Genomic DNA, 17,378 nt, shown 5'->3' on the forward strand with positions numbered 1-17,378 from the left:
AATTTTTCCATGGCATGACGTGTTTATACTCATAGGGAGTCTGTGGCCGTCGGCGCCAGGCTTAATTCTCTCATCCCGTTGAGTGCCTGCCATGCGTCAGCTCTTGCTTCCCGTCGCCGCCCTATTCCTCAGTGCCTGCACCACAACCCCTGTGCCACCGGCAGACCCGCAACAGGCCTGGGTCGATTTCACTACGCCGACGCCGGGATCCAGGCTGGTGATGGCACAGCGTTTGGACGGTAAGAACCTCAATGATGGGCGTTACTTCCAAATGCCGCCCGGCAGTCACGAATTAATGGTGCGCTTCGATTTTGAAGTGCCGGCAGGCGGTGGTCTGGGCGGACTCAGCTCGATGATGTATCGCACCTGCTTCATGACCCTGCAATACGACCAATTCCAGGCTGGCCAGCGCTATGTGCTGGAAGGGCGCTCGCTGGCCTTCACACCTAATATCCGGCTGTATGACTCGGCGCGTCAGTTGCTCGCGCAAGAACGTAGCGTCAACTGCATCTGATCAGTCGTTGTTCTTCTGGTAGAGGATACGCTTGGTGCCGTTTTCGCACGAACCGACAAGCATCGCCCTGTCGTGATTCTTGGCTTCTTCGGCGGTAATGATTTCCAGAGTGTAGGAGGGAATAGCCTTGGCCTGGATCTTTACCTCGATCTCTTTCCTGAGCTCTTCACAATCTTTCGGAGCGGCCACAGCCGATGTGGCCAATACACCGCAGAAGATCGCCAAGGCAAAACGTTTCATGTGTGAAGCTCCCTGAATGCATTGCGCACGAGTGTGTGGCTAAGGCTGCAATGGCTATAGGACCACATTTGTGAAACACGAGTTCTGATTTAACGCATAACTAAGTGTGGGAGCTGACTTGTCGGATCGACGATTCGACAAGCCAGCTCCCACATTGGATCTGCTGTGTCAGTTAACCAGCGTGCCATCCAGGGTGATGGTTGCATTCAACACCTTGGACACCGGGCATCCTTCCTTGGCCTTCTTGCTCAGCTCATCGAACTGCGCCTGGCTCGCGCCAGGGATCTTGGCCTTGAGGGTCAAGTGCACGGCGGTGATCGCAAAACCACCCTCGACCTGATCCAGAGTGACGTCAGCCTGGGTGTCGATGCTGTCAGCCTTGAGCCCAGCGTCGCCGAGAATCATGGAAAACGCCATGGAGAAACAGCCAGCGTGGGCCGCGCCAATCAACTCTTCAGGGTTGGTGCCTTTGCCGCCTTCGAAACGGGCCTTGAAGCCGTAGGGCGCTTCACGCAATACGCCGGTCTCCGTAGAAATGGAACCCAGGCCAGTCTTCAGGTCACCTTCCCAATGCGCGGATGCTTTTTTAACAATACTCATAGCGGTCTCCTCGAACGGTGGTTTTGCTTCAGTAAGGGTTCTGAGGATAGTTGGCGTGGCAAAGTTCATCTTGTCGGAGAAACCTAGCAATTTAGTAGGAAATTTCCATTCCGCTATTGAATCTCGGGTATATGCCCTCATTGCATAGACCATGCACATGAAGCGGCAGGTTTTGGTTCGTCTAAGAAGCCTGCGCCCCCATTGGAGAAGCAGGCTTATGAAATCGCTGTCCGACGTAAAATTCTCGACCCTTGACCTCGTGCCCGTGCGCGCCAACGGCAGCCCGGCGCAGGCGCTGCGTAATTCCCTGGACCTGGCCCAGCATGTGGAGAAGTTTGGCTATAACCGTTTCTGGGTGGCCGAACACCACAACATGGACGGCATCGCCAGCTCTGCCACCTCGGTATTGCTCGGTTACCTGGCCGGCGGCACCTCGACCATTCGCGTCGGCTCCGGCGGCGTCATGCTGCCCAACCACGCGCCATTGGTGATTGCCGAACAGTTCGGCACCCTGGAAAGCCTCTACCCCGGGCGTATCGACCTGGGCCTGGGCCGCGCGCCCGGCTCCGACCAGATGACCGCCCGCGCGCTGCGCCGTGAACGCTCCGGCAGCGCAGATGACTTCCCCGATGATGTGGCCGAACTGATGGCGTACTTGGGTCCACGCACACCTGACCAACGGGTTATTGCGGTGCCCGGCAGCGGTACCAATGTGCCGGTCTGGCTGCTCGGTTCCAGCCTGTTCAGCGCACAATTGGCAGGCGAACGCGGTTTGCCCTACGCATTCGCCTCGCATTTCGCACCGCGCTTGATGCATGAAGCGATTCGCGTCTACCGCAACCACTTCAAGCCTTCAGCCGTGCTGGACAAACCCTACGTGATGCTCGGCATTCCGCTGGTCGCCGCAGACACTGATGAGCAGGCCGACTACCTGGCCACTTCGGTGTACCAACGCATCCTTGCACTGATGCGCGGCCAGAGCCTGGTGCAGCGCCCACCGGTGAGCACCATGGATGGCCTGTGGCTCCCTCACGAGAAAGACGCGGTCGGCAGCTTCCTGGGCCTGGCGATGGTCGGCGGCCCGGCGAAGATCCGCGCCAAGCTGGAGGTGTTGATCGAGCAAACCGGCGCCGATGAGCTGATTTTCACCAGCGACCTGTACGAACATGCTGACCGGATTCATTCCTACGAGCTGCTCGCGCAAGTAATGAAAGGCTAAAACCGAGGCGAAAAAAACCGACGCACCCGCGTCGGTTTTTTATGTCTGGAGCACGAGATTAACCGCGCTTGTAGACGATTTCCTTGGTGCCGCCTTCGCAGCTACCGACCACTTGAGCGTCGGTAGAAGCGCCTTTATCCACCACTTCGAGGGAATAACCTGAAGCGCCCTTGGCGTCGATTTTCGCTGCGATTTCGCTTTTCAGCTCTTCGCATGGCTTGCCCGCCGCCAGGGCTGTACCTGCAATGCTCAACAGACCGACTGCTAACAGAAACTTCTTCATCCGTTACTTCCTTACGCTGATCGAATAGAACGTGCCGACGCTGTCGCCTCGGCACCCCAACGTTGTAGCGCAGGTTATGGCAATCGGCCAGTCAGCAAGTTCAACTCACAGGATCAACTGCTGGCAATTCGGAACCCTACCTTGAGCGTGACCTGATAGTGCGCGACCTTGCCATTCTCGATATGGCCGCGGGTTTCAGTCACCTCAAACCATTCCAGGTGCTTGATGCTCTTGTTGGCTTCAGCCACCGCATTGTTGATGGCGTCTTCGATACTGGTGGTGGACGAACCCACCAATTCGACTTTCTTGTAGGTGTGATGATCAGACATGGCGTTTCTCCTGAGGTCTCTAGTGAGCGTAGCAGTCAATGTTCCTACTGCTTCTGTCGACGATTCGTCCTCGAAAGTTCAGATTTACTGCACTTTTTGAATAGGCCGCAGTCGGTATCTACACACGCCACTCAATCACTTCAGGAGATGTCCACATGGCCAACACTTCTTTACGCAAAGCATCGCTGGAAAGCATGGAAGCCGAGATTTCGAGCCTGCTCAAGTCCCTTGAGAGCCTCAAGGACGATGCGTCCGACGAGTCGCGCAAAACGTTGAAGGCCCTGAAAAGCAATGCCGAGAATGCCCTCAAGCATTCCCGTCATCTGATCAGCGATGCCTACGAAGAAAGCAAAGTCAAAATTCGCGAAACCAGTGTTGCTACCCGTGATTACGCGCAAGAGCACCCATGGACTACAGCCGGCGTTGCTGTAGGCGCATTGGGTCTGCTGGCGGCCTATCTGCTGTGCAAACGTGGTGACTAAATAGGCTGGCGCAACAGCTCAGCCTTGAGCCACTGCGCCAGTTGCCCGGCGCGCCCGTCTGCGGCGCGCTTGGGTAGCCACAACGCCAGGTGCGCCGGGGTTTCGCTGAACCCCCACGGCGCCACTAGGCGGCCCGCCCGCAAGTCCTCTGCTACCAGCGGTTGCGGCGCAATCGCCACACCCAGCCCGGCCACCGCCGCCTCCAGTAAATAATACAAATGCTCAAAACCCTGGCCGTGTTTCAACGCGTCCGGCTTGATGCCGTGTTGCTGCGCCCAACTGGGCCAAGCTTGCGGGCGCGATGTGGTGTGCAGTAACGCCTCATCGCACAACGCAGCGGCGGGCGCCTCGCGCAAACGCTCGTAGCCAGCAAAACGCGGGCTCATCACCGGGCCGATGCGTTCGCTGGCCAGTTCATACACCTGCATATCCGCCGGCCAAGGCGGTTCGGCAAACACCAGCAGGGCGTCCAGGCCCGGGCGGCGAGGATCAAGATCACCGTCACCTGCCGACAGGTGCAGGCGCAAATCCGGCAGGTCCGCATTCAAGCGACCCAGGCGCGGGATCAACCAACGCGCCAGCAGGCTGCCGGAGCAACCCAGCACGAACGGCGCATCGGCGCTGCTTTGGGTCAGTTCAGCGCATACATCCCGTAATCGCTCAAACGCCTCAGCACTCGCATCCCGAAGCCGCACGCCGGAATCTGTGAGTTTAAGGCCGCGCCCATCCTTGACGAACAAGCTGACACCGAGGTGCTCCTCCAACACCTTCAACTGCCGACTGACGGCGCCGTGGGTCACGTGCAATTGCTCGGCCGCTTGGCTGACGCTGTTCAACCGCGCGGTGGCTTCAAACGCGCGAAGGGCATTGAGGGGTGGAAGGTCTCGGCTCATCTGTGAGTTTTCCTGACAGGTTACGGCGATCTTATCGGTTTTCAGCATAGGCCGTCAGGGGTAGAGTGGCCCTCATTGTTTCTCACACCGATTCTTTTCCTGGAGCGCCCCATGACTCAGTCCCAGACCGATCTACGCAACGGCCCTGACGCCAACGGCCTGTTTGGCGCGTTCGGCGGCCGCTACGTCGCTGAAACCCTGATGCCGTTGATCCTCGAGCTGGCCCGTGAATACGAAGCGGCCAAGATTGATCCGGCTTTCAACGAGGAATTGGCCTACTTCCAGCGCGACTACGTCGGTCGACCAAGCCCGCTGTATTTCGCCGAGCGGCTGACCGAGTTCTGCGGCGGCGCCAAGATTTACCTCAAGCGCGAAGAGCTAAACCACACCGGCGCGCACAAGATCAACAACTGCATCGGCCAGATCCTGCTGGCGCGGCGCATGGGCAAAAAACGCATCATCGCCGAGACCGGCGCCGGCATGCACGGTGTGGCCACCGCCACCGTGGCTGCGCGCTTCGGCCTCGACTGCGTGATCTACATGGGCACCACCGACATCGAGCGCCAACAGGCCAACGTGTTCCGCATGAAACTGTTGGGCGCCAAAGTGATCCCGGTAGTGTCCGGCACCGGCACGCTCAAAGACGCGATGAACGAAGCCCTGCGCGACTGGGTGACCAACGTTGATGACACCTTCTACCTGATCGGCACCGTGGCTGGCCCGCACCCGTACCCTGCAATGGTGCGCGACTTCCAGGCAGTGATCGGCAAGGAAACCCGTGACCAGATGCAAGCCCAGGAAGGTCGCCTGCCGGACAGCCTGGTGGCGTGTATCGGCGGTGGCTCGAACGCCATGGGCCTGTTCCACCCGTTCCTGAATGACACCAGCGTCGAAATCATCGGCGTTGAAGCGGCAGGCTATGGCATCGAAACCGGCAAGCATGCCGCCAGCCTCAACGGCGGCGTACCGGGTGTGCTGCACGGCAACCGTACCTTCCTGCTGCAGGACGACGACGGCCAGATCATCGACGCCCACTCGATTTCCGCCGGCCTCGACTACCCCGGCATCGGCCCGGAACACGCCTGGTTGCATGACATCGGCCGCGCCCAGTACACGTCGGTGACCGACCACGAAGCCCTGGAAGCGTTTCACAAATGCTGCCGCCTGGAAGGGATTATTCCCGCTCTGGAAACTGCCCACGCCCTGGCCGAAGTATTCAAACGCGCACCGACCCTGCCGAAAGATCACCTGATGGTGGTGAACTTGTCCGGCCGTGGCGACAAAGACATGCAGACCGTGATGCACCACATGGAACAGTCCCAGCAGGAGAAACACTAATGAGCCGCCTGCAAACCCGCTTTGCGCAGCTGAAAGAACAAAACCGTGCCGCCCTGGTGACCTTCGTCACCGCCGGCGACCCCGGTTATGACACCTCGCTGGCGATCCTCAAGGGCTTGCCCACCGCTGGCGCCGACGTGATCGAGCTGGGCATGCCTTTCACCGACCCGATGGCCGACGGCCCGGCGATCCAGCTGGCTAACATCCGTGCGCTGGAAGCCAAGCAGAACCTGGCGAAAACCCTGCAAATGGTCCGCGAGTTCCGCAAGGACAACAACGACACGCCGCTGGTATTGATGGGCTACTTCAACCCGATCCACAAATACGGCGTACCGCAGTTCATCGCCGACGCCAAGGAAGCCGGCGTGGATGGCGTGATCGTGGTCGACATGCCGCCTGAGCATAACGGCGAACTGTGCGACCCGGCCCAGGCCGCCGGTATCGACTTTATCCGCCTGACCACGCCGACCACCGATGACGTGCGCCTGCCGACCGTCCTCAACGGCAGCTCCGGCTTTGTGTACTACGTGTCGGTGGCTGGTGTGACCGGTGCCGGCGCCGCTACCCTGGAGCACGTCGAAGAAGCCGTGACCCGCCTGCGTCGGCATACCGACCTGCCGATCAGCATTGGTTTCGGTATTCGTACACCGGAACAAGCAGCGGATATCGCGCGGTTGGCGGACGGTGTGGTGGTGGGTTCGGCGCTGATCGATCACATCGCCAATGCCAGCAATGACCAACAAGCCATTGACGGTGTGTTGACCCTCTGCGCGGCGCTGTCGGAAGGCGTACGTAACGCCCGTAAGTAAAGGCCCCGTAACCAGTAGGTAAAGTTCCTGATACAGAGGAATCAACCCGCTCGGACACAGCCTAAACAGCAAGACCAAGGGATCTCGAACCTCGTTCGAGATCCCTTTTTTGTGTGTGTGCCCTGAGGAATACCCGATGAAAATGCCCAAATCCGTGATTGCAGGCCTTGGCGTGCTAGTGCTCGGCGCCAGCGCCCTGGTGCAAGCCGCGCCATATGAACAAGGCGGCCCTGACCGTGGCGGCCCACAAGGCCAGCACGAACAACGTGGCGACGAGCATCGCGGCCCTCAGGACAACCGTCGCGGCGGCCCACCCAAGGACTTCGGCCCGGTGCGGAAGATCATCCACGACAATCACGGCCAGTTCTCCCGTGGCGCACCGCCTCCGCCGAACGTGCGCCTGGTACGTGGCCAGCCATTGCCGCGTGGTTACTACGGTGAACGCCTCGACGGTCGTGCCCTGGCACGCCTGCCGGTGTACCCGGGCTATGAATGGCGCCGTTCGGGGCCGGATGTGGTGCTGATCGCCGTGGGTACGGGCGTCGTCTACGAGATTTTGGATGGTGTGCTCAACTAACGCCGAGTAATAGCTTTGAGCGGGCTTGACCCGCGATGGATGGCGAAGCCGCCCCAATGAAGACACCGCTTTCTGCCTGACAGAATATGGTGTGTGGTTTTGGGCTGCTGCACATCCCAGCGCGGGTCAAGCCCGCTCACTATGCGCTACTCATTCAATTCGATCCGCTCGACCTTGCCGACCAGCAAGATGTAGGACAGCGCCCCAAGCAACGCCAGCACCGCAACATAGGTAATCGCCGGCGCGAACGAATCACCGCTGGCCAGAAAGCCAATCACGATCGGCGTAGCAATCGCCGACAGGTTGCCGATGAAGTTGAACACCCCACCGGTCAAACCTAGCAACCGTGCAGGCGCGAGAGTCGAGACCAGCGACCAGGTGATCGACGCCAGGCCATTACCAAAGAACGCCACGGCCAGGAACGCAATTACCCACGCGGTCGAGTCCACGTAGTTGGCGCCGATGATCGCCGTGGAAATCAACAGCCCGCTGATGATCGGCAACTTGCGTGCGAAGCCCACCGACGCACCTCGGCGAATCAGCCAGTCGGAAAAGATCCCGGAACACAGCACACCAACAAACGCCGCCAGAAATGGCAAGGACGCCAGCAGGCCGGACTTGATGAAGTCCATGCCGCGATACTTCACCAAATAGGTCGGGAACCAGGTCAGGAAGAACCACAGCGTGGAGTTGAGGCAGAACTGCCCCAGGTAGATCCCCCAGAGTTTGCGCTTGCTCAACACGATGCCCAGGTCGACCCAACTGAACGGCGCCTTGACGGTTTTTTCCTGCATGTCCACCAGCCCGCCGCCTTCACGGATCAGCTCGATTTCCGCAGCGTTCGCGCCTTTGAAATCCTTGGGCTCGCGGTACACCGCGTACCAGATCAGCGCCCACACAATGCCCACGCCACCGGTCGCGACAAACACCATGTGCCAACCAAATGCGTGCTGCAGCCAAGCCAGTACCGGCGTGAGAAACGCCAGCCCGACAAACTGGCCCGAGGTGTAGACGCCAATCGCCGTGGCGCGCTCGCGCTCGGGAAACCAAGTGGTGACCACGCGGCTGTTGATCGGGTAGGCCGGCGCTTCCAGCGCGCCCACCGCCATGCGCAGCACGAACAACGCGATAAAGCTGGCGGCGAAGCCGAGCATCACAGTGGCGATGGACCACAACAGCAGCGCAGCGGTGTAGAGGATGCGCGGAGGCACGCGGTCGACCAGCCAGCCACCGGGGATTTGCATGGCGGCGTAGGTCCAGCCGAAGGCCGAGAAGATCAGGCCGACGTGCACCGGGTCGATCCCCAGTTCACTGGTCAGCGCCGGGGCGGCGATCGACAGGTTGCTGCGGTCGAGGTAGTTGATCACCACGGTGATGAACAGCAGCACCATGATGAAAAAACGCTTTCTGGTAGGCGTGACTAAAGACGCCTGCCCGGTGGAGGATGCAGGGTGCATGAGGGGGTGCCTCTTCTTATGTTTATTGAGGTCTGGAATGGCGCTGACTGAAGAAACCGGATCAGAAATGTGGGCGCGAGCAAGCCGGCTCCCACATTTCTGACCGCGCGCCTTCAGCCAGGACTCACCACTCGGCGAAGCTGCCGTCGGCATGGCGCCAGATCGGGTTGCGCCAGCGATGGCCGATGGCCGCGCGTTCGATCACGTATTCCTCGTTGATCTCGATACCCAGGCCCGGTCCGTTAGGGATTTTCACGAAGCCTTTGTCGTAATCGAATACACGCGGGTCCTTCACATAGTCGAGCAAGTCGTTGCTCTCGTTGTAGTGAATGCCCAGGCTTTGCTCCTGGATAAACGCGTTGTAGCAAACCGCGTCCAGCTGCAGGCAAGCCGCCAAGGCAATCGGGCCCAGCGGGCAGTGCAGGGCCAGGGCCACGTCGTAGGCTTCGGCCATGTTCGCGATCTTGCGGGTTTCGGTGATGCCGCCGGCGTGGGAGGCGTCCGGCTGGATGATGTCGACGTAGCCTTCGCTGAGCACGCGCTTGAAGTCCCAGCGCGAGAACAGGCGCTCGCCCAGGGCAATCGGGGTGCTGGTCAGTGGCGCCAGTTCCTTGAGGGCTTCGTAGTTTTCGCTGAGCACCGGCTCTTCGATAAACATCAGTTTGTACGGGTCCAGTTCTTTCATCAGCACCTTGGCCATGGGCTTGTGCACCCGGCCATGGAAGTCGACGCCAATGCCGACGTTCGGGCCGACGGCATCACGCACGGCGGCGACGTTGGCCAACGCCAAGTCGACTTTTTCGAAGCTGTCGACGAACTGCAACTCCTCGGTGCCGTTCATTTTCACCGCAGTGAAGCCACGGGACACGGCTTCCTGGGCAGCACGAGCGGTGTCGGCCGGGCGGTCGCCTCCGATCCACGAGTACACGCGGATCTTGTCGCGCACCTGACCACCGAGCAAGTCGCTGACCGACACGCCAAGAGCCTTGCCCTTGATGTCCCACAACGCCTGGTCGATACCGGCGAGGGCGCTCATGTGCACGGCGCCGCCGCGGTAGAAGCCACCGCGATAGAGCACGGTCCAGATGTCTTCGATGTTGCGTGGGTCTTTGCCGATCAGGTAGTCGGACAGTTCTTCGACGGCAGCCGCCACGGTGTGGGCGCGGCCCTCTACCACGGGCTCACCCCAGCCGGTCACACCTTGGTCGGTCTCGACCTTGAGGAAGCACCAGCGCGGCGGGACGATAAAGGTCGTCAGTTTGGTGATTTTCATCTGTTATCTCTCTTATAGATGCAGCGCCTGTGGGCGCGGAACTTATAGTCAGCTCAGGGCTTTCCAGGCGACGACATAAGCCTGGGCGCGGCTCGCTACCTGATCCACTGTCATACCCGGTTTGAACAACCCGGAACCCAGCCCGAAGCCTTTAGCGCCGGCGTCGATGAACACCTGCATGTTGTCCGGGGTGATGCCACCCACCGGCAGCAGCAAGGTGCCTGCCGGCAATACCGCCAGCCACGCCTTGATCACCGCCGGGCCCATTTGCTCGGCCGGGAACAGCTTCAATACGTCGGCGCCTTCGGCCAATGCGGCGAAGGCTTCGGTCGGCGTCGCCACACCCGGCGACAGGAACAGCCCCGCCGTTTTCGCGGCACGCAACACCTTGGCATCGCTGTGAGGCATCACGATCACCTGGCCACCAGCGGCTTTCACCTGCTCGACCTGCTCAGGCAGCAACACCGTACCGGCACCGATCAGGCAATCGGCGGGCAGGCTGTCGCGCAGAATACGAATGCTGGTGTAAGGGTCGGGCGAATTCAGCGGGACTTCGATCACCCGAAACCCGGCCTCGTACAGCACCTGGCCAACGGCCTTGGCTTCGTCCGGGCGGATGCCGCGCAGGATGGCGATCAAACCGTTTTGCGCGAGTGCTTGCTTGAGCATGTCAGGCCTCCGATACAGGTTGAGTGAGCCCCGCCGCCACTGCCAGTTGCCACAGGCCGCGTTCGCTGGCTTCCTGCGCCAGGCTGACGTGGGCGAAGCCGCAGAGGGCGAGGGCGCGTTGATAGCGGGCACAGAGCGGCGCTGCACCGACCAGAATGATCGGCGTGTGTTTGGCTTTGCCGGGCAAGCCGGCGAGTTCATGGCCGATGAGCAAACCCGAGAGGTAATCGGGCTGTTCGTCTGGGGCGAGTTGGGCGGTGAGCCCAAGGGTGCGCGCGCTGAACAAGGTCGACAGCACGCCGCGCTGGCCGTCTTTGGAGAGCGCCACTTGCACGCCTCGGTCAAACGCTTCGGCCTGGAATATTTCGGACGGTTGCTGGGTACGGCCAAGGATGCTGTGCTTGCTCAGCACTGCAAACAGCTCACCGGTCATGAAGGTATCGAAGTGAGTGATGCAGCCATCGACCACCTCGACCCACTTGGAATGGCTGCCGGGCAGGCCGATCAATACATCGGCGCCCAACCCTTGCAGCACGCCCAATACTTGGGTTTCTTCGCCGCGCATCACGTTGGGCAAACCGCTTTGCTCGATCACACCGGGCACGATATGCACATCAACCCCGCGCTGGCTGCGCACCTTATGCAGCGCCTGGCCCAAGCGGGCGACGTCGACGGGCGTATTGCGATAAGCCGCTTCGCTCCAACCCTGGGCGCTGCCGACCATACCGCAGGCGATCACCGGGAGGTCGGGGTGCGCTTCGAGCCAATCCCCGCATGCCGCGTCGAACGCCAACTCGAAGCCATCGCTGCAGCGCACGCCGGCGATGTCGCGGGGTTCGCTGGGCAAATGCATGATGCCCCACGCCAGCGAGCGCTGTTCCAGCACTACGCCTGCGGGGCCGAGTTTATAAGCACGAAGGGAACTGGTTCCCCAATCGAGCGCGATCAATTGCGCCTGCATCGCTTCACCTGAAATGAGTGGGTGCTGAAAAAAGCAGATGGGCGAATATAAACCTATGACCAGTAATATCTCAATATATAAATATCAGTCCCACATACTGGGAGTTGAGCGCGCAAAATCCCACACCCCTTTAAGGCAGCAGGGGGTTGCGGATTAGAAAGAGGTTACAAAACAGACAGATCCAGCTCGCGCACCGCCCCCATCCACACCGCGTAGTCGGTGTGATCCTTCAGCTCATCGCCGGTATTGGGGTGCAGGAACACCACCAGCCCATTGCGATGGATCACCAACCACGGCAACACCACGCCAATGTATTCGGCGTCGAACGCCAGCTGGCAGCTCCAGTCCGGGTGAGGGCCCACGGGCCGTTCGTGTACACGGCCCATGCGCAGCGGGAAGAGTTTGGCGGCGTCTTCGCACAAGGTGCGCGCCTGCTCAATGGTGCTGGCGTCAAAGTAGATATGGGCGTGATAGCCCTTGATACGTTGCATGACCGACTCCGGATCCAATGTGCGCAAAATCCTAGACCGCAATGGACGGCAGGGCCAGCCCGGTCAGCGACTGCGCGCTGCTGGCCTGCTCGGCCACCAGCCAGTCGACAAACCGCTCGACCAATTGCCTCCGGCGTTTGCGCTGTGGCTGCACCACGTAATAGCCGAAACGTGAGATCACCGTACCGCTCACCGGCCGGCACAACCAGCCCTGCTCCAGCAAGTTATCCACCAGGTGGCGCCAGCCGATGGCTACGCCCTGGCCGGCAATCGCGGCCTGGATAAGCAGGGTGTAATTATCGAAGCGCAGTTGGCCGGGTGTGGGTGCAGTGGTGATACCCAGCTCGCGAAACACACCGCTCCAGTCGAACCACTGGCTGTTGTTTTCCTGACGCAGGTGCAGCAGAGGAACATCGTGCAAATTTTGTACAGTCAGCGGTGACGCCTGGTTCTTCAGCCATTGCGGGCTGCACACCGGGAACACTTCTTCGTTGAACAGCCACAGGCTGTCGCCCTGCTTGAAACGGCCATCGCCAAACAGCACCGCCACATCGATATCGCTGCGCAGGGTGGCGTGGTTGCGTTCGCTGGTCACCAGGCTTACGTCTACCTGGGGATTGGCGTGGTGAAAGCGGTGCAGGCGCGGCATCAACCAGTAGGCGGCAAACGCAAAGTCCGTCGCGACTTGCAGCACTTCATGTTGATCCTGTTGGGCGATTGCGCTCAGACCTTGGTTGATGGCCTGCAAGCCACCTTGCACATGCTCGAACAGCAGGGCGCCGGCGTCGGTCAGCTCAATGCCACGGTAGATTCGATCAAACAAGCGGTTCGCCAGTTGCTCTTCCAGGCGCTTGATCTGCTGGCTGATGGCCGGTTGGGTGGTGCCCAGCTCCATCGCGGCGGCGGTGAAGCTGCGGTGGCGCGCTGCGGCTTCGAAGGCGCGCAGCAAATCGAGGGACACGTCACCGAGGGCTTCATACATAAGCTGTGCTTATCCTAGACATTGCTTTTCATGGGCTTTACCCCAGTTTGCATGGGCTGCATGCTCATTCGCATAAACATCGCCTATGGAATGCCGAGAACCCATGAAGCGCAAGAACATTCTTTTTATCATGGCCGATCAAATGGCCGCGCCGTTGCTTCCGTTCTACGGTTCTTCGCCTATCAAGCTGCCTAATCTAAGCCGCCTCGCTACGCAGGGCGTGGTGTTCGACGCGGCGTACTGCAACAGCCCGCTGTGTGCACCGTCGCGTTTCACCCTGGTCAGCGGCCAGTTGCCGAGCAAGATAGGCGCCTACGACAACGCCGCCGATTTCCCCGCCGATGTGCCGACCTATGCCCACTATCTTCGGCGCCTCGGCTACCGCACCGCGTTGTCGGGCAAGATGCACTTCTGCGGACCAGATCAACTGCACGGTTATGAAGAACGCCTGACCAGCGACATTTACCCCGCCGACTACGGCTGGGCGGTGAACTGGGATGAGCCGGACGTACGACCCACTTGGTATCACAACATGTCCTCGGTGCTGCAAGCCGGCCCGTGCGTGCGCACCAACCAGCTGGATTTCGACGAAGAAGTGGTGTTCAAGGCGCAGCAGTACCTGTTCGACCACATCCGCGAGGACGGCGACCAGCCGTTCTGCCTGACCGTGTCGATGACTCACCCACACGATCCGTACACGATTCCCAAGCCATTCTGGGACCTGTACGACGACGCCGACATCCCGTTGCCTGCAACACCCGCGCAAGGTGATCTCGACCCGCATTCCCAGCGGCTGCTCAAGGTCTACGACCTGTGGGACAAGCCGCTGCCTGTGGATAAGATTCGTGATGCGCGCCGTGCCTACTTCGGCGCGTGCAGCTACATCGACAGCAATGTCGGCAAGCTCCTGCAAACCCTGGAAGACACCGGCCTGGCCGACGACACGATCATCATCTTCTCCGGCGACCACGGCGACATGCTCGGCGAGCGTGGCCTCTGGTACAAAATGCACTGGTTCGAAATGGCCGCCCGCGTGCCACTGCTGGTGAGTGCGCCGGGGCAATTCGCGGCAGGCCGCGTGTCCAAAGCCGTGTCCACCGCCGACCTGTTGCCGACCCTGGTGGAACTGGCCGGCGGCGAGCTGGACCCGCGCCTGCCGCTGGACGGCCGTTCGCTGGTCCCACACTTGCAAGGGCAGGGGGGGCACGACGAGGTGTTCGGCGAATACATGGCTGAAGGCACCATCAGCCCGCTGATGATGATTCGCCGTGGCGCGTACAAATTCCTCTACAGCGAAGACGACCCTTGTCTACTGTTCGATGTACACAACGACCCTCGGGAACAGGAAGAACTCAGCCAGTCGCCGCAGCATCGGGCGCTGTTTGCAGCCTTCCTTGACGAGGCGCGGGCCAAATGGGACGTCCCGGCGATCCACCAACAGGTGCTCGCCAGCCAACGCCGCCGCCGTCTGGTGTTTGAAGCACTGACCCAAGGCAAGCTGAAGAGCTGGGATCACCAGCCATGGGTGGACGCCAGTCAGCAGTACATGCGCAACCACATCGACCTCGACGACCTGGAGCGCAAGGCACGTTATCCACAACCTGCCAAAACCAATAAATAGACTGAGGGAAGGCCATGCAAAAGTTGACTGTAGTGCTGGGTATGTTGGTGTTGAGTAGTGCCAATGTGTACGCGGACGCCAGCTGCGAAACGATAAAGATGGCCGATCCAGGCTGGAGCGATATTGCGGCCACCAATGCCATCACCGGTTTTTTACTGACCGGCATGGGCTACAAGGCCAAGGTCGACACCCTCGCGGTCCCGATCATCTTCGGCGGGCTCAAGGACGGCCAGGTGGATGTGTTCCTGGGTAACTGGATGCCGGCGCAGCAAGGCTTTTACGACAAGTTCGTGGCCAACGGCGATGTGGTGCAACTGGGGAAAAACCTCGACGGCACCGAGTTCACCCTCGCCGTGCCCGACTACGTATGGGACGCCGGGGTGCATGACTTCGCCGACTTGAACAAGTTTGCCGACAAGTTCGGCATGAAAATTTATGGCATCGGCTCCGGTGCGCCGGCGAATATCTCGCTGCAGGAAATCATCAAGAAAAACGACTTTGATCTCGGCCAGTGGAAGCTGGTGGAGTCCAGCGAACAGGCGATGCTCGCCGAAGTATCACGGGCTGTTAAGAAGCAGAAATTCGTCACCTTCCTTGGCTGGACCCCGCACCCGATGAACGTGCAGTTGAAAATGCACTACCTCAAAGGAGGCGAGAAATACTTTGGCGACACCGGCAGCGTGTACACCCTGACCCGCAAGGGCTATGCACAGGCCTGCCCGAATGTAGGGAAATTGCTGACCAACCTGAGCTTTACTCAGGAGATGGAGAACGCAATCATGGCGCAGGTGGCCAATAACAAGGTCAGCAACGCTGAGGCGGCGAAGGCGTGGATCAAAGCCAACCCGGCGGTGTTGGACAAATGGCTGGATGGTGTAAAAACACTGGACGGCAAAGACGCACTATCTGCAGTTAAAGCCAAACTCTAAGGCTTGATGCAATCCAAATGTGGGAGGGGGCAAGTCCCCCTCCCACGGGAACTAATCAGTACTGATATTCTGCGCCAAACCTTTAAACCGAGTTCGCGATGCCCCGGCCCAACCGCCATACACTCTTCCCCTTCCTCGCCTGGCTCCCGCGCCAGACCCGCGCCAGCGTCGGTCGGGACGCACTGGTCGGCCTCAGCGGCGCCGTGCTCGCCCTGCCACAGTCGATTGCCTACGCACTGATCGCCGGTCTGCCCCCCGAATACGGCCTGTACGCTGCGATCATCCCGGTGCTGATCGCGTGCCTCTGGGGTTCATCCTGGCACCTGATCTGCGGCCCCACGGCGGCGATTTCCATTGTGCTGTATGCCAGCGTCAGTCCCTTGGCCGTGCCGGGCTCCCAGGACTACATCACCCTGATTTTGCTGCTCACCTTCCTCGCCGGGGTTTTCCAGTGGCTGCTGGGCATGCTGCGCTTCGGCGCGCTGGTGAATTTTGTCTCCCACTCGGTGGTGCTCGGTTTCACCCTGGGCGCCGCCGTGGTGATTGCCGTGGGGCAATTGCCCAACCTGTTGGGGCTGGATCTACCGAGCCAGGCCACGGCGATCAATAGCCTGCTGGCACTGATCCACCACAGCGGCGAATGGGACCACGCATCCCTTGCCCTGGGGCTGGGAACTCTGCTGGTGGGCGCACTGCTCAAGTACCTGGTGCCCCGCTGGCCGACGCTGTTGATCGCGCTGGCTTTGGGCAGCCTGGTGGCGTGGTTGTGGCCGGCGATGTTCGGGCATGTGGCGCTGGTCAGTTCGTTTATTGGCAAGCTACCGCCGTTCAGCCCGTTGCCGATGGACTTGGACATGATCCTGCGCCTGCTGCCCAGCGCCGTGGCGGTGGGCATGCTGGGGCTGGTGACCAGCCTGTCGATTGCCCGCTCGCTGTCGGCGCGTTCGCAGCAATTGCTTGATGCCAACCAAGAAGTTCGTGCGCAAGGTCTATCCAATATCGTTGGCGGATTTTTCTCTGGTTATCTGTCGGCCGGCTCCTTTACCCGTTCGGGCCTCAGCTATGAGGCGGGCGCCTGCTCGCCGTTGGCCGGCGTGTTTTCTGCGCTGTGGGTGGCGTTGTTCGCCTTGTTTGGTGCGGCGCTGATCGCGCACATTCCAATCCCGAGCATGGCCGCGAGCATCCTGCTGATTTGCTGGGGGTTGGTGGACCATCGCGGCATTCGCGCGTTGTTCCGCGTCAGTCGCGCAGAGTTTGTGGTAATGAGCCTGACGTGCGTCGCCACCTTACTCCTAGAGCTGCAAACCGCGATTTACGCCGGGGTGCTGGCATCGCTGTTTTTCTATCTCAAACGCACGTCGCAACCTCGGGTTCAGCAATGGCGAGACGGGGATGAGGATGTGCTGCGGGTGGGCGGCTCAATCTTTTTTGGCGCCAGCCATTATCTGCAAGTACGCCTGCAAAGTTTGCAGGGCGAGCGGGTGGTGATTGAGGCGCAGCAAATCAATTTCATCGATTATTCGGGGGTGGAGATGCTGCACCAGGAAGCGCGGAGGTTGAAGGGGTTGGGGCGAAGTTTGACGTTGCGCCGGGCTAGGCCGCAGGTGGTGGATGAGTTGAAAAAACTGGAAGGGGCCGACCAATGTCCCATTAACTTTCAAGAGTGATTTTTTCAAAAAATCTTTAAGTTCATGGATGGCGCCATACACGC

General features: G+C 60.3%; 20 protein-coding genes. 9 read left to right on the forward strand and 11 right to left on the reverse strand.

Annotated features, from left to right (window positions below; all coding sequences use genetic code 11):
- Positions 1-91 precede the first annotated feature (91 nt).
- On the forward strand, positions 92-514 hold the full coding sequence (locus tag AACY52_RS16080; protein ID WP_339560612.1) for a hypothetical protein: 423 nt from the start codon (positions 92-94) through the stop codon (positions 512-514).
- Here AACY52_RS16080 and AACY52_RS16085 read toward each other — a convergent pair whose 3' ends face one another.
- Both AACY52_RS16085 and AACY52_RS16090 read right to left on the reverse strand, forming a co-directional pair.
- A complete protein-coding gene (locus AACY52_RS16085) occupies positions 515-754 on the reverse strand; it encodes a DUF1161 domain-containing protein (RefSeq protein WP_339419237.1) in 240 nt (79 codons plus the stop codon).
- A 168-nt stretch (positions 755-922) separates the two neighbouring features.
- Positions 923-1,354, reverse strand: a complete 432-nt coding sequence (locus tag AACY52_RS16090; protein WP_065875609.1) for an OsmC family protein — start codon at positions 1,352-1,354, stop codon at positions 923-925.
- A gap of 217 nt (positions 1,355-1,571) precedes the next feature.
- Here AACY52_RS16090 and AACY52_RS16095 point away from each other — a divergent pair, with 217 nt between their 5' ends.
- Entirely contained in the window at positions 1,572-2,573 is a 1,002-nt protein-coding gene (locus AACY52_RS16095; protein WP_339419239.1) for an LLM class flavin-dependent oxidoreductase, read from the forward strand.
- 58 nt (positions 2,574-2,631) lie between these two features.
- Here the strand turns inward: AACY52_RS16095 and AACY52_RS16100 are convergent, their stop codons facing one another.
- Complete coding sequence (locus AACY52_RS16100; protein ID WP_049710777.1) at positions 2,632-2,856, reverse strand: DUF1161 domain-containing protein; 225 nt, start codon at positions 2,854-2,856, stop codon at positions 2,632-2,634.
- Between the two features lie 113 nt (positions 2,857-2,969).
- Positions 2,970-3,185, reverse strand: coding sequence for a dodecin (locus AACY52_RS16105; RefSeq protein ID WP_049710778.1), 216 nt, complete (start codon positions 3,183-3,185; stop codon positions 2,970-2,972).
- A gap of 155 nt (positions 3,186-3,340) precedes the next feature.
- Between AACY52_RS16105 and AACY52_RS16110 the strand changes: the two genes are divergently transcribed.
- Positions 3,341-3,667, forward strand: a complete 327-nt coding sequence (locus AACY52_RS16110; protein WP_032885107.1) for a YqjD family protein — start codon at positions 3,341-3,343, stop codon at positions 3,665-3,667.
- Here AACY52_RS16110 and AACY52_RS16115 read toward each other — a convergent pair.
- Complete coding sequence (locus tag AACY52_RS16115; protein ID WP_339419242.1) at positions 3,664-4,560, reverse strand: LysR family transcriptional regulator; 897 nt, start codon at positions 4,558-4,560, stop codon at positions 3,664-3,666. The two genes, AACY52_RS16110 and AACY52_RS16115, sit on opposite strands and share 4 nt — an antisense overlap.
- A gap of 111 nt (positions 4,561-4,671) precedes the next feature.
- Between AACY52_RS16115 and trpB the strand changes: the two genes are divergently transcribed.
- From trpB to AACY52_RS16130, 3 genes are all read left to right on the forward strand, one after another.
- Positions 4,672-5,898: a tryptophan synthase subunit beta gene (gene trpB / locus AACY52_RS16120; protein ID WP_339419243.1), complete on the forward strand. Its 1,227-nt coding sequence runs from the start codon at positions 4,672-4,674 to the stop codon at positions 5,896-5,898.
- On the forward strand, positions 5,898-6,707 hold the full coding sequence (gene trpA, locus AACY52_RS16125; protein ID WP_339419245.1) for a tryptophan synthase subunit alpha: 810 nt from the start codon (positions 5,898-5,900) through the stop codon (positions 6,705-6,707). The genes trpB and trpA overlap by 1 nt, the downstream gene beginning before the upstream one ends.
- Positions 6,708-6,843: 136 nt before the next feature.
- Positions 6,844-7,284, forward strand: a complete 441-nt coding sequence (locus AACY52_RS16130; RefSeq protein WP_339560613.1) for an anti-virulence regulator CigR family protein — start codon at positions 6,844-6,846, stop codon at positions 7,282-7,284.
- A 146-nt stretch (positions 7,285-7,430) separates the two neighbouring features.
- On the opposite strand, the gene AACY52_RS16135 is transcribed toward AACY52_RS16130, so the two are convergent.
- The 6 genes from AACY52_RS16135 to AACY52_RS16160 all read right to left on the reverse strand — a co-directional run bounded on the left by AACY52_RS16135 (position 7,431) and on the right by AACY52_RS16160 (position 13,117).
- A complete protein-coding gene (locus AACY52_RS16135; protein ID WP_339419248.1) occupies positions 7,431-8,741 on the reverse strand; it encodes an MFS transporter in 1,311 nt (436 codons plus the stop codon).
- A gap of 124 nt (positions 8,742-8,865) precedes the next feature.
- Entirely contained in the window at positions 8,866-10,014 is a 1,149-nt protein-coding gene (gene dgoD, locus AACY52_RS16140; RefSeq protein ID WP_339419250.1) for a galactonate dehydratase, read from the reverse strand.
- Between the two features lie 48 nt (positions 10,015-10,062).
- Complete coding sequence (locus AACY52_RS16145; protein WP_339506632.1) at positions 10,063-10,683, reverse strand: 2-dehydro-3-deoxy-6-phosphogalactonate aldolase; 621 nt, start codon at positions 10,681-10,683, stop codon at positions 10,063-10,065.
- Between the two features lies 1 nt (position 10,684).
- Positions 10,685-11,644, reverse strand: a complete 960-nt coding sequence (locus tag AACY52_RS16150) for a 2-dehydro-3-deoxygalactonokinase (protein WP_339419254.1) — start codon at positions 11,642-11,644, stop codon at positions 10,685-10,687.
- A 164-nt stretch (positions 11,645-11,808) separates the two neighbouring features.
- Complete coding sequence (locus AACY52_RS16155) at positions 11,809-12,135, reverse strand: DOPA 4,5-dioxygenase family protein (protein WP_339419256.1); 327 nt, start codon at positions 12,133-12,135, stop codon at positions 11,809-11,811.
- Positions 12,136-12,166: 31 nt separating this feature from the next.
- Positions 12,167-13,117, reverse strand: a complete 951-nt coding sequence (locus tag AACY52_RS16160) for a LysR family transcriptional regulator (protein ID WP_339419258.1) — start codon at positions 13,115-13,117, stop codon at positions 12,167-12,169.
- Positions 13,118-13,220: 103 nt separating this feature from the next.
- Between AACY52_RS16160 and betC the strand changes: the two genes are divergently transcribed.
- The 3 genes from betC to AACY52_RS16175 all read left to right on the forward strand — a co-directional run bounded on the left by betC (position 13,221) and on the right by AACY52_RS16175 (position 17,334).
- Positions 13,221-14,738 (forward strand): choline-sulfatase, encoded by a 1,518-nt coding sequence (betC, locus tag AACY52_RS16165; RefSeq protein WP_339506634.1) that lies wholly within the window; start codon positions 13,221-13,223, stop codon positions 14,736-14,738.
- 14 nt (positions 14,739-14,752) lie between these two features.
- Positions 14,753-15,667, forward strand: a complete 915-nt coding sequence (gene choX, locus AACY52_RS16170) for a choline ABC transporter substrate-binding protein (protein WP_339419262.1) — start codon at positions 14,753-14,755, stop codon at positions 15,665-15,667.
- Between the two features lie 98 nt (positions 15,668-15,765).
- Positions 15,766-17,334: a SulP family inorganic anion transporter gene (locus AACY52_RS16175; protein WP_339436890.1), complete on the forward strand. Its 1,569-nt coding sequence runs from the start codon at positions 15,766-15,768 to the stop codon at positions 17,332-17,334.
- The last annotated feature ends 44 nt before the right edge of the window (positions 17,335-17,378 follow it).

The sequence above is a fragment of the Pseudomonas sp. EA_65y_Pfl1_P113 genome (genome assembly GCF_963970525.1).
In the GTDB taxonomy this organism is placed as follows: domain Bacteria; phylum Pseudomonadota; class Gammaproteobacteria; order Pseudomonadales; family Pseudomonadaceae; genus Aquipseudomonas; species Aquipseudomonas tritici.

Bases quoted from the DNA above. Each gene is read 5' to 3' on its own strand.
- AACY52_RS16095 (WP_339419239.1), top strand. From the start codon at position 1,572: ATGAAATCGCTGTCCGACGTAAAATTCTCGACCCTTGACCTCGTGCCC.
- AACY52_RS16115 (WP_339419242.1), bottom strand. From the start codon at position 4,560: ATGAGCCGAGACCTTCCACCCCTCAATGCCCTTCGCGCGTTTGAAGCC.
- AACY52_RS16105 (WP_049710778.1), bottom strand. From the start codon at position 3,185: ATGTCTGATCATCACACCTACAAGAAAGTCGAATTGGTGGGTTCGTCC.
- AACY52_RS16100 (WP_049710777.1), bottom strand. From the start codon at position 2,856: ATGAAGAAGTTTCTGTTAGCAGTCGGTCTGTTGAGCATTGCAGGTACA.
- AACY52_RS16145 (WP_339506632.1), bottom strand. From the start codon at position 10,683: ATGCTCAAGCAAGCACTCGCGCAAAACGGTTTGATCGCCATCCTGCGC.
- AACY52_RS16080 (WP_339560612.1), top strand. From the start codon at position 92: ATGCGTCAGCTCTTGCTTCCCGTCGCCGCCCTATTCCTCAGTGCCTGC.
- AACY52_RS16085 (WP_339419237.1), bottom strand. From the start codon at position 754: ATGAAACGTTTTGCCTTGGCGATCTTCTGCGGTGTATTGGCCACATCG.
- AACY52_RS16155 (WP_339419256.1), bottom strand. From the start codon at position 12,135: ATGCAACGTATCAAGGGCTATCACGCCCATATCTACTTTGACGCCAGC.
- AACY52_RS16090 (WP_065875609.1), bottom strand. From the start codon at position 1,354: ATGAGTATTGTTAAAAAAGCATCCGCGCATTGGGAAGGTGACCTGAAG.
- trpA (WP_339419245.1), top strand. From the start codon at position 5,898: ATGAGCCGCCTGCAAACCCGCTTTGCGCAGCTGAAAGAACAAAACCGT.
- AACY52_RS16135 (WP_339419248.1), bottom strand. From the start codon at position 8,741: ATGCACCCTGCATCCTCCACCGGGCAGGCGTCTTTAGTCACGCCTACC.
- AACY52_RS16130 (WP_339560613.1), top strand. From the start codon at position 6,844: ATGAAAATGCCCAAATCCGTGATTGCAGGCCTTGGCGTGCTAGTGCTC.
- AACY52_RS16110 (WP_032885107.1), top strand. From the start codon at position 3,341: ATGGCCAACACTTCTTTACGCAAAGCATCGCTGGAAAGCATGGAAGCC.
- AACY52_RS16150 (WP_339419254.1), bottom strand. From the start codon at position 11,644: ATGCAGGCGCAATTGATCGCGCTCGATTGGGGAACCAGTTCCCTTCGT.
- AACY52_RS16175 (WP_339436890.1), top strand. From the start codon at position 15,766: ATGCCCCGGCCCAACCGCCATACACTCTTCCCCTTCCTCGCCTGGCTC.
- dgoD (WP_339419250.1), bottom strand. From the start codon at position 10,014: ATGAAAATCACCAAACTGACGACCTTTATCGTCCCGCCGCGCTGGTGC.
- betC (WP_339506634.1), top strand. From the start codon at position 13,221: ATGAAGCGCAAGAACATTCTTTTTATCATGGCCGATCAAATGGCCGCG.
- trpB (WP_339419243.1), top strand. From the start codon at position 4,672: ATGACTCAGTCCCAGACCGATCTACGCAACGGCCCTGACGCCAACGGC.
- choX (WP_339419262.1), top strand. From the start codon at position 14,753: ATGCAAAAGTTGACTGTAGTGCTGGGTATGTTGGTGTTGAGTAGTGCC.
- AACY52_RS16160 (WP_339419258.1), bottom strand. From the start codon at position 13,117: ATGTATGAAGCCCTCGGTGACGTGTCCCTCGATTTGCTGCGCGCCTTC.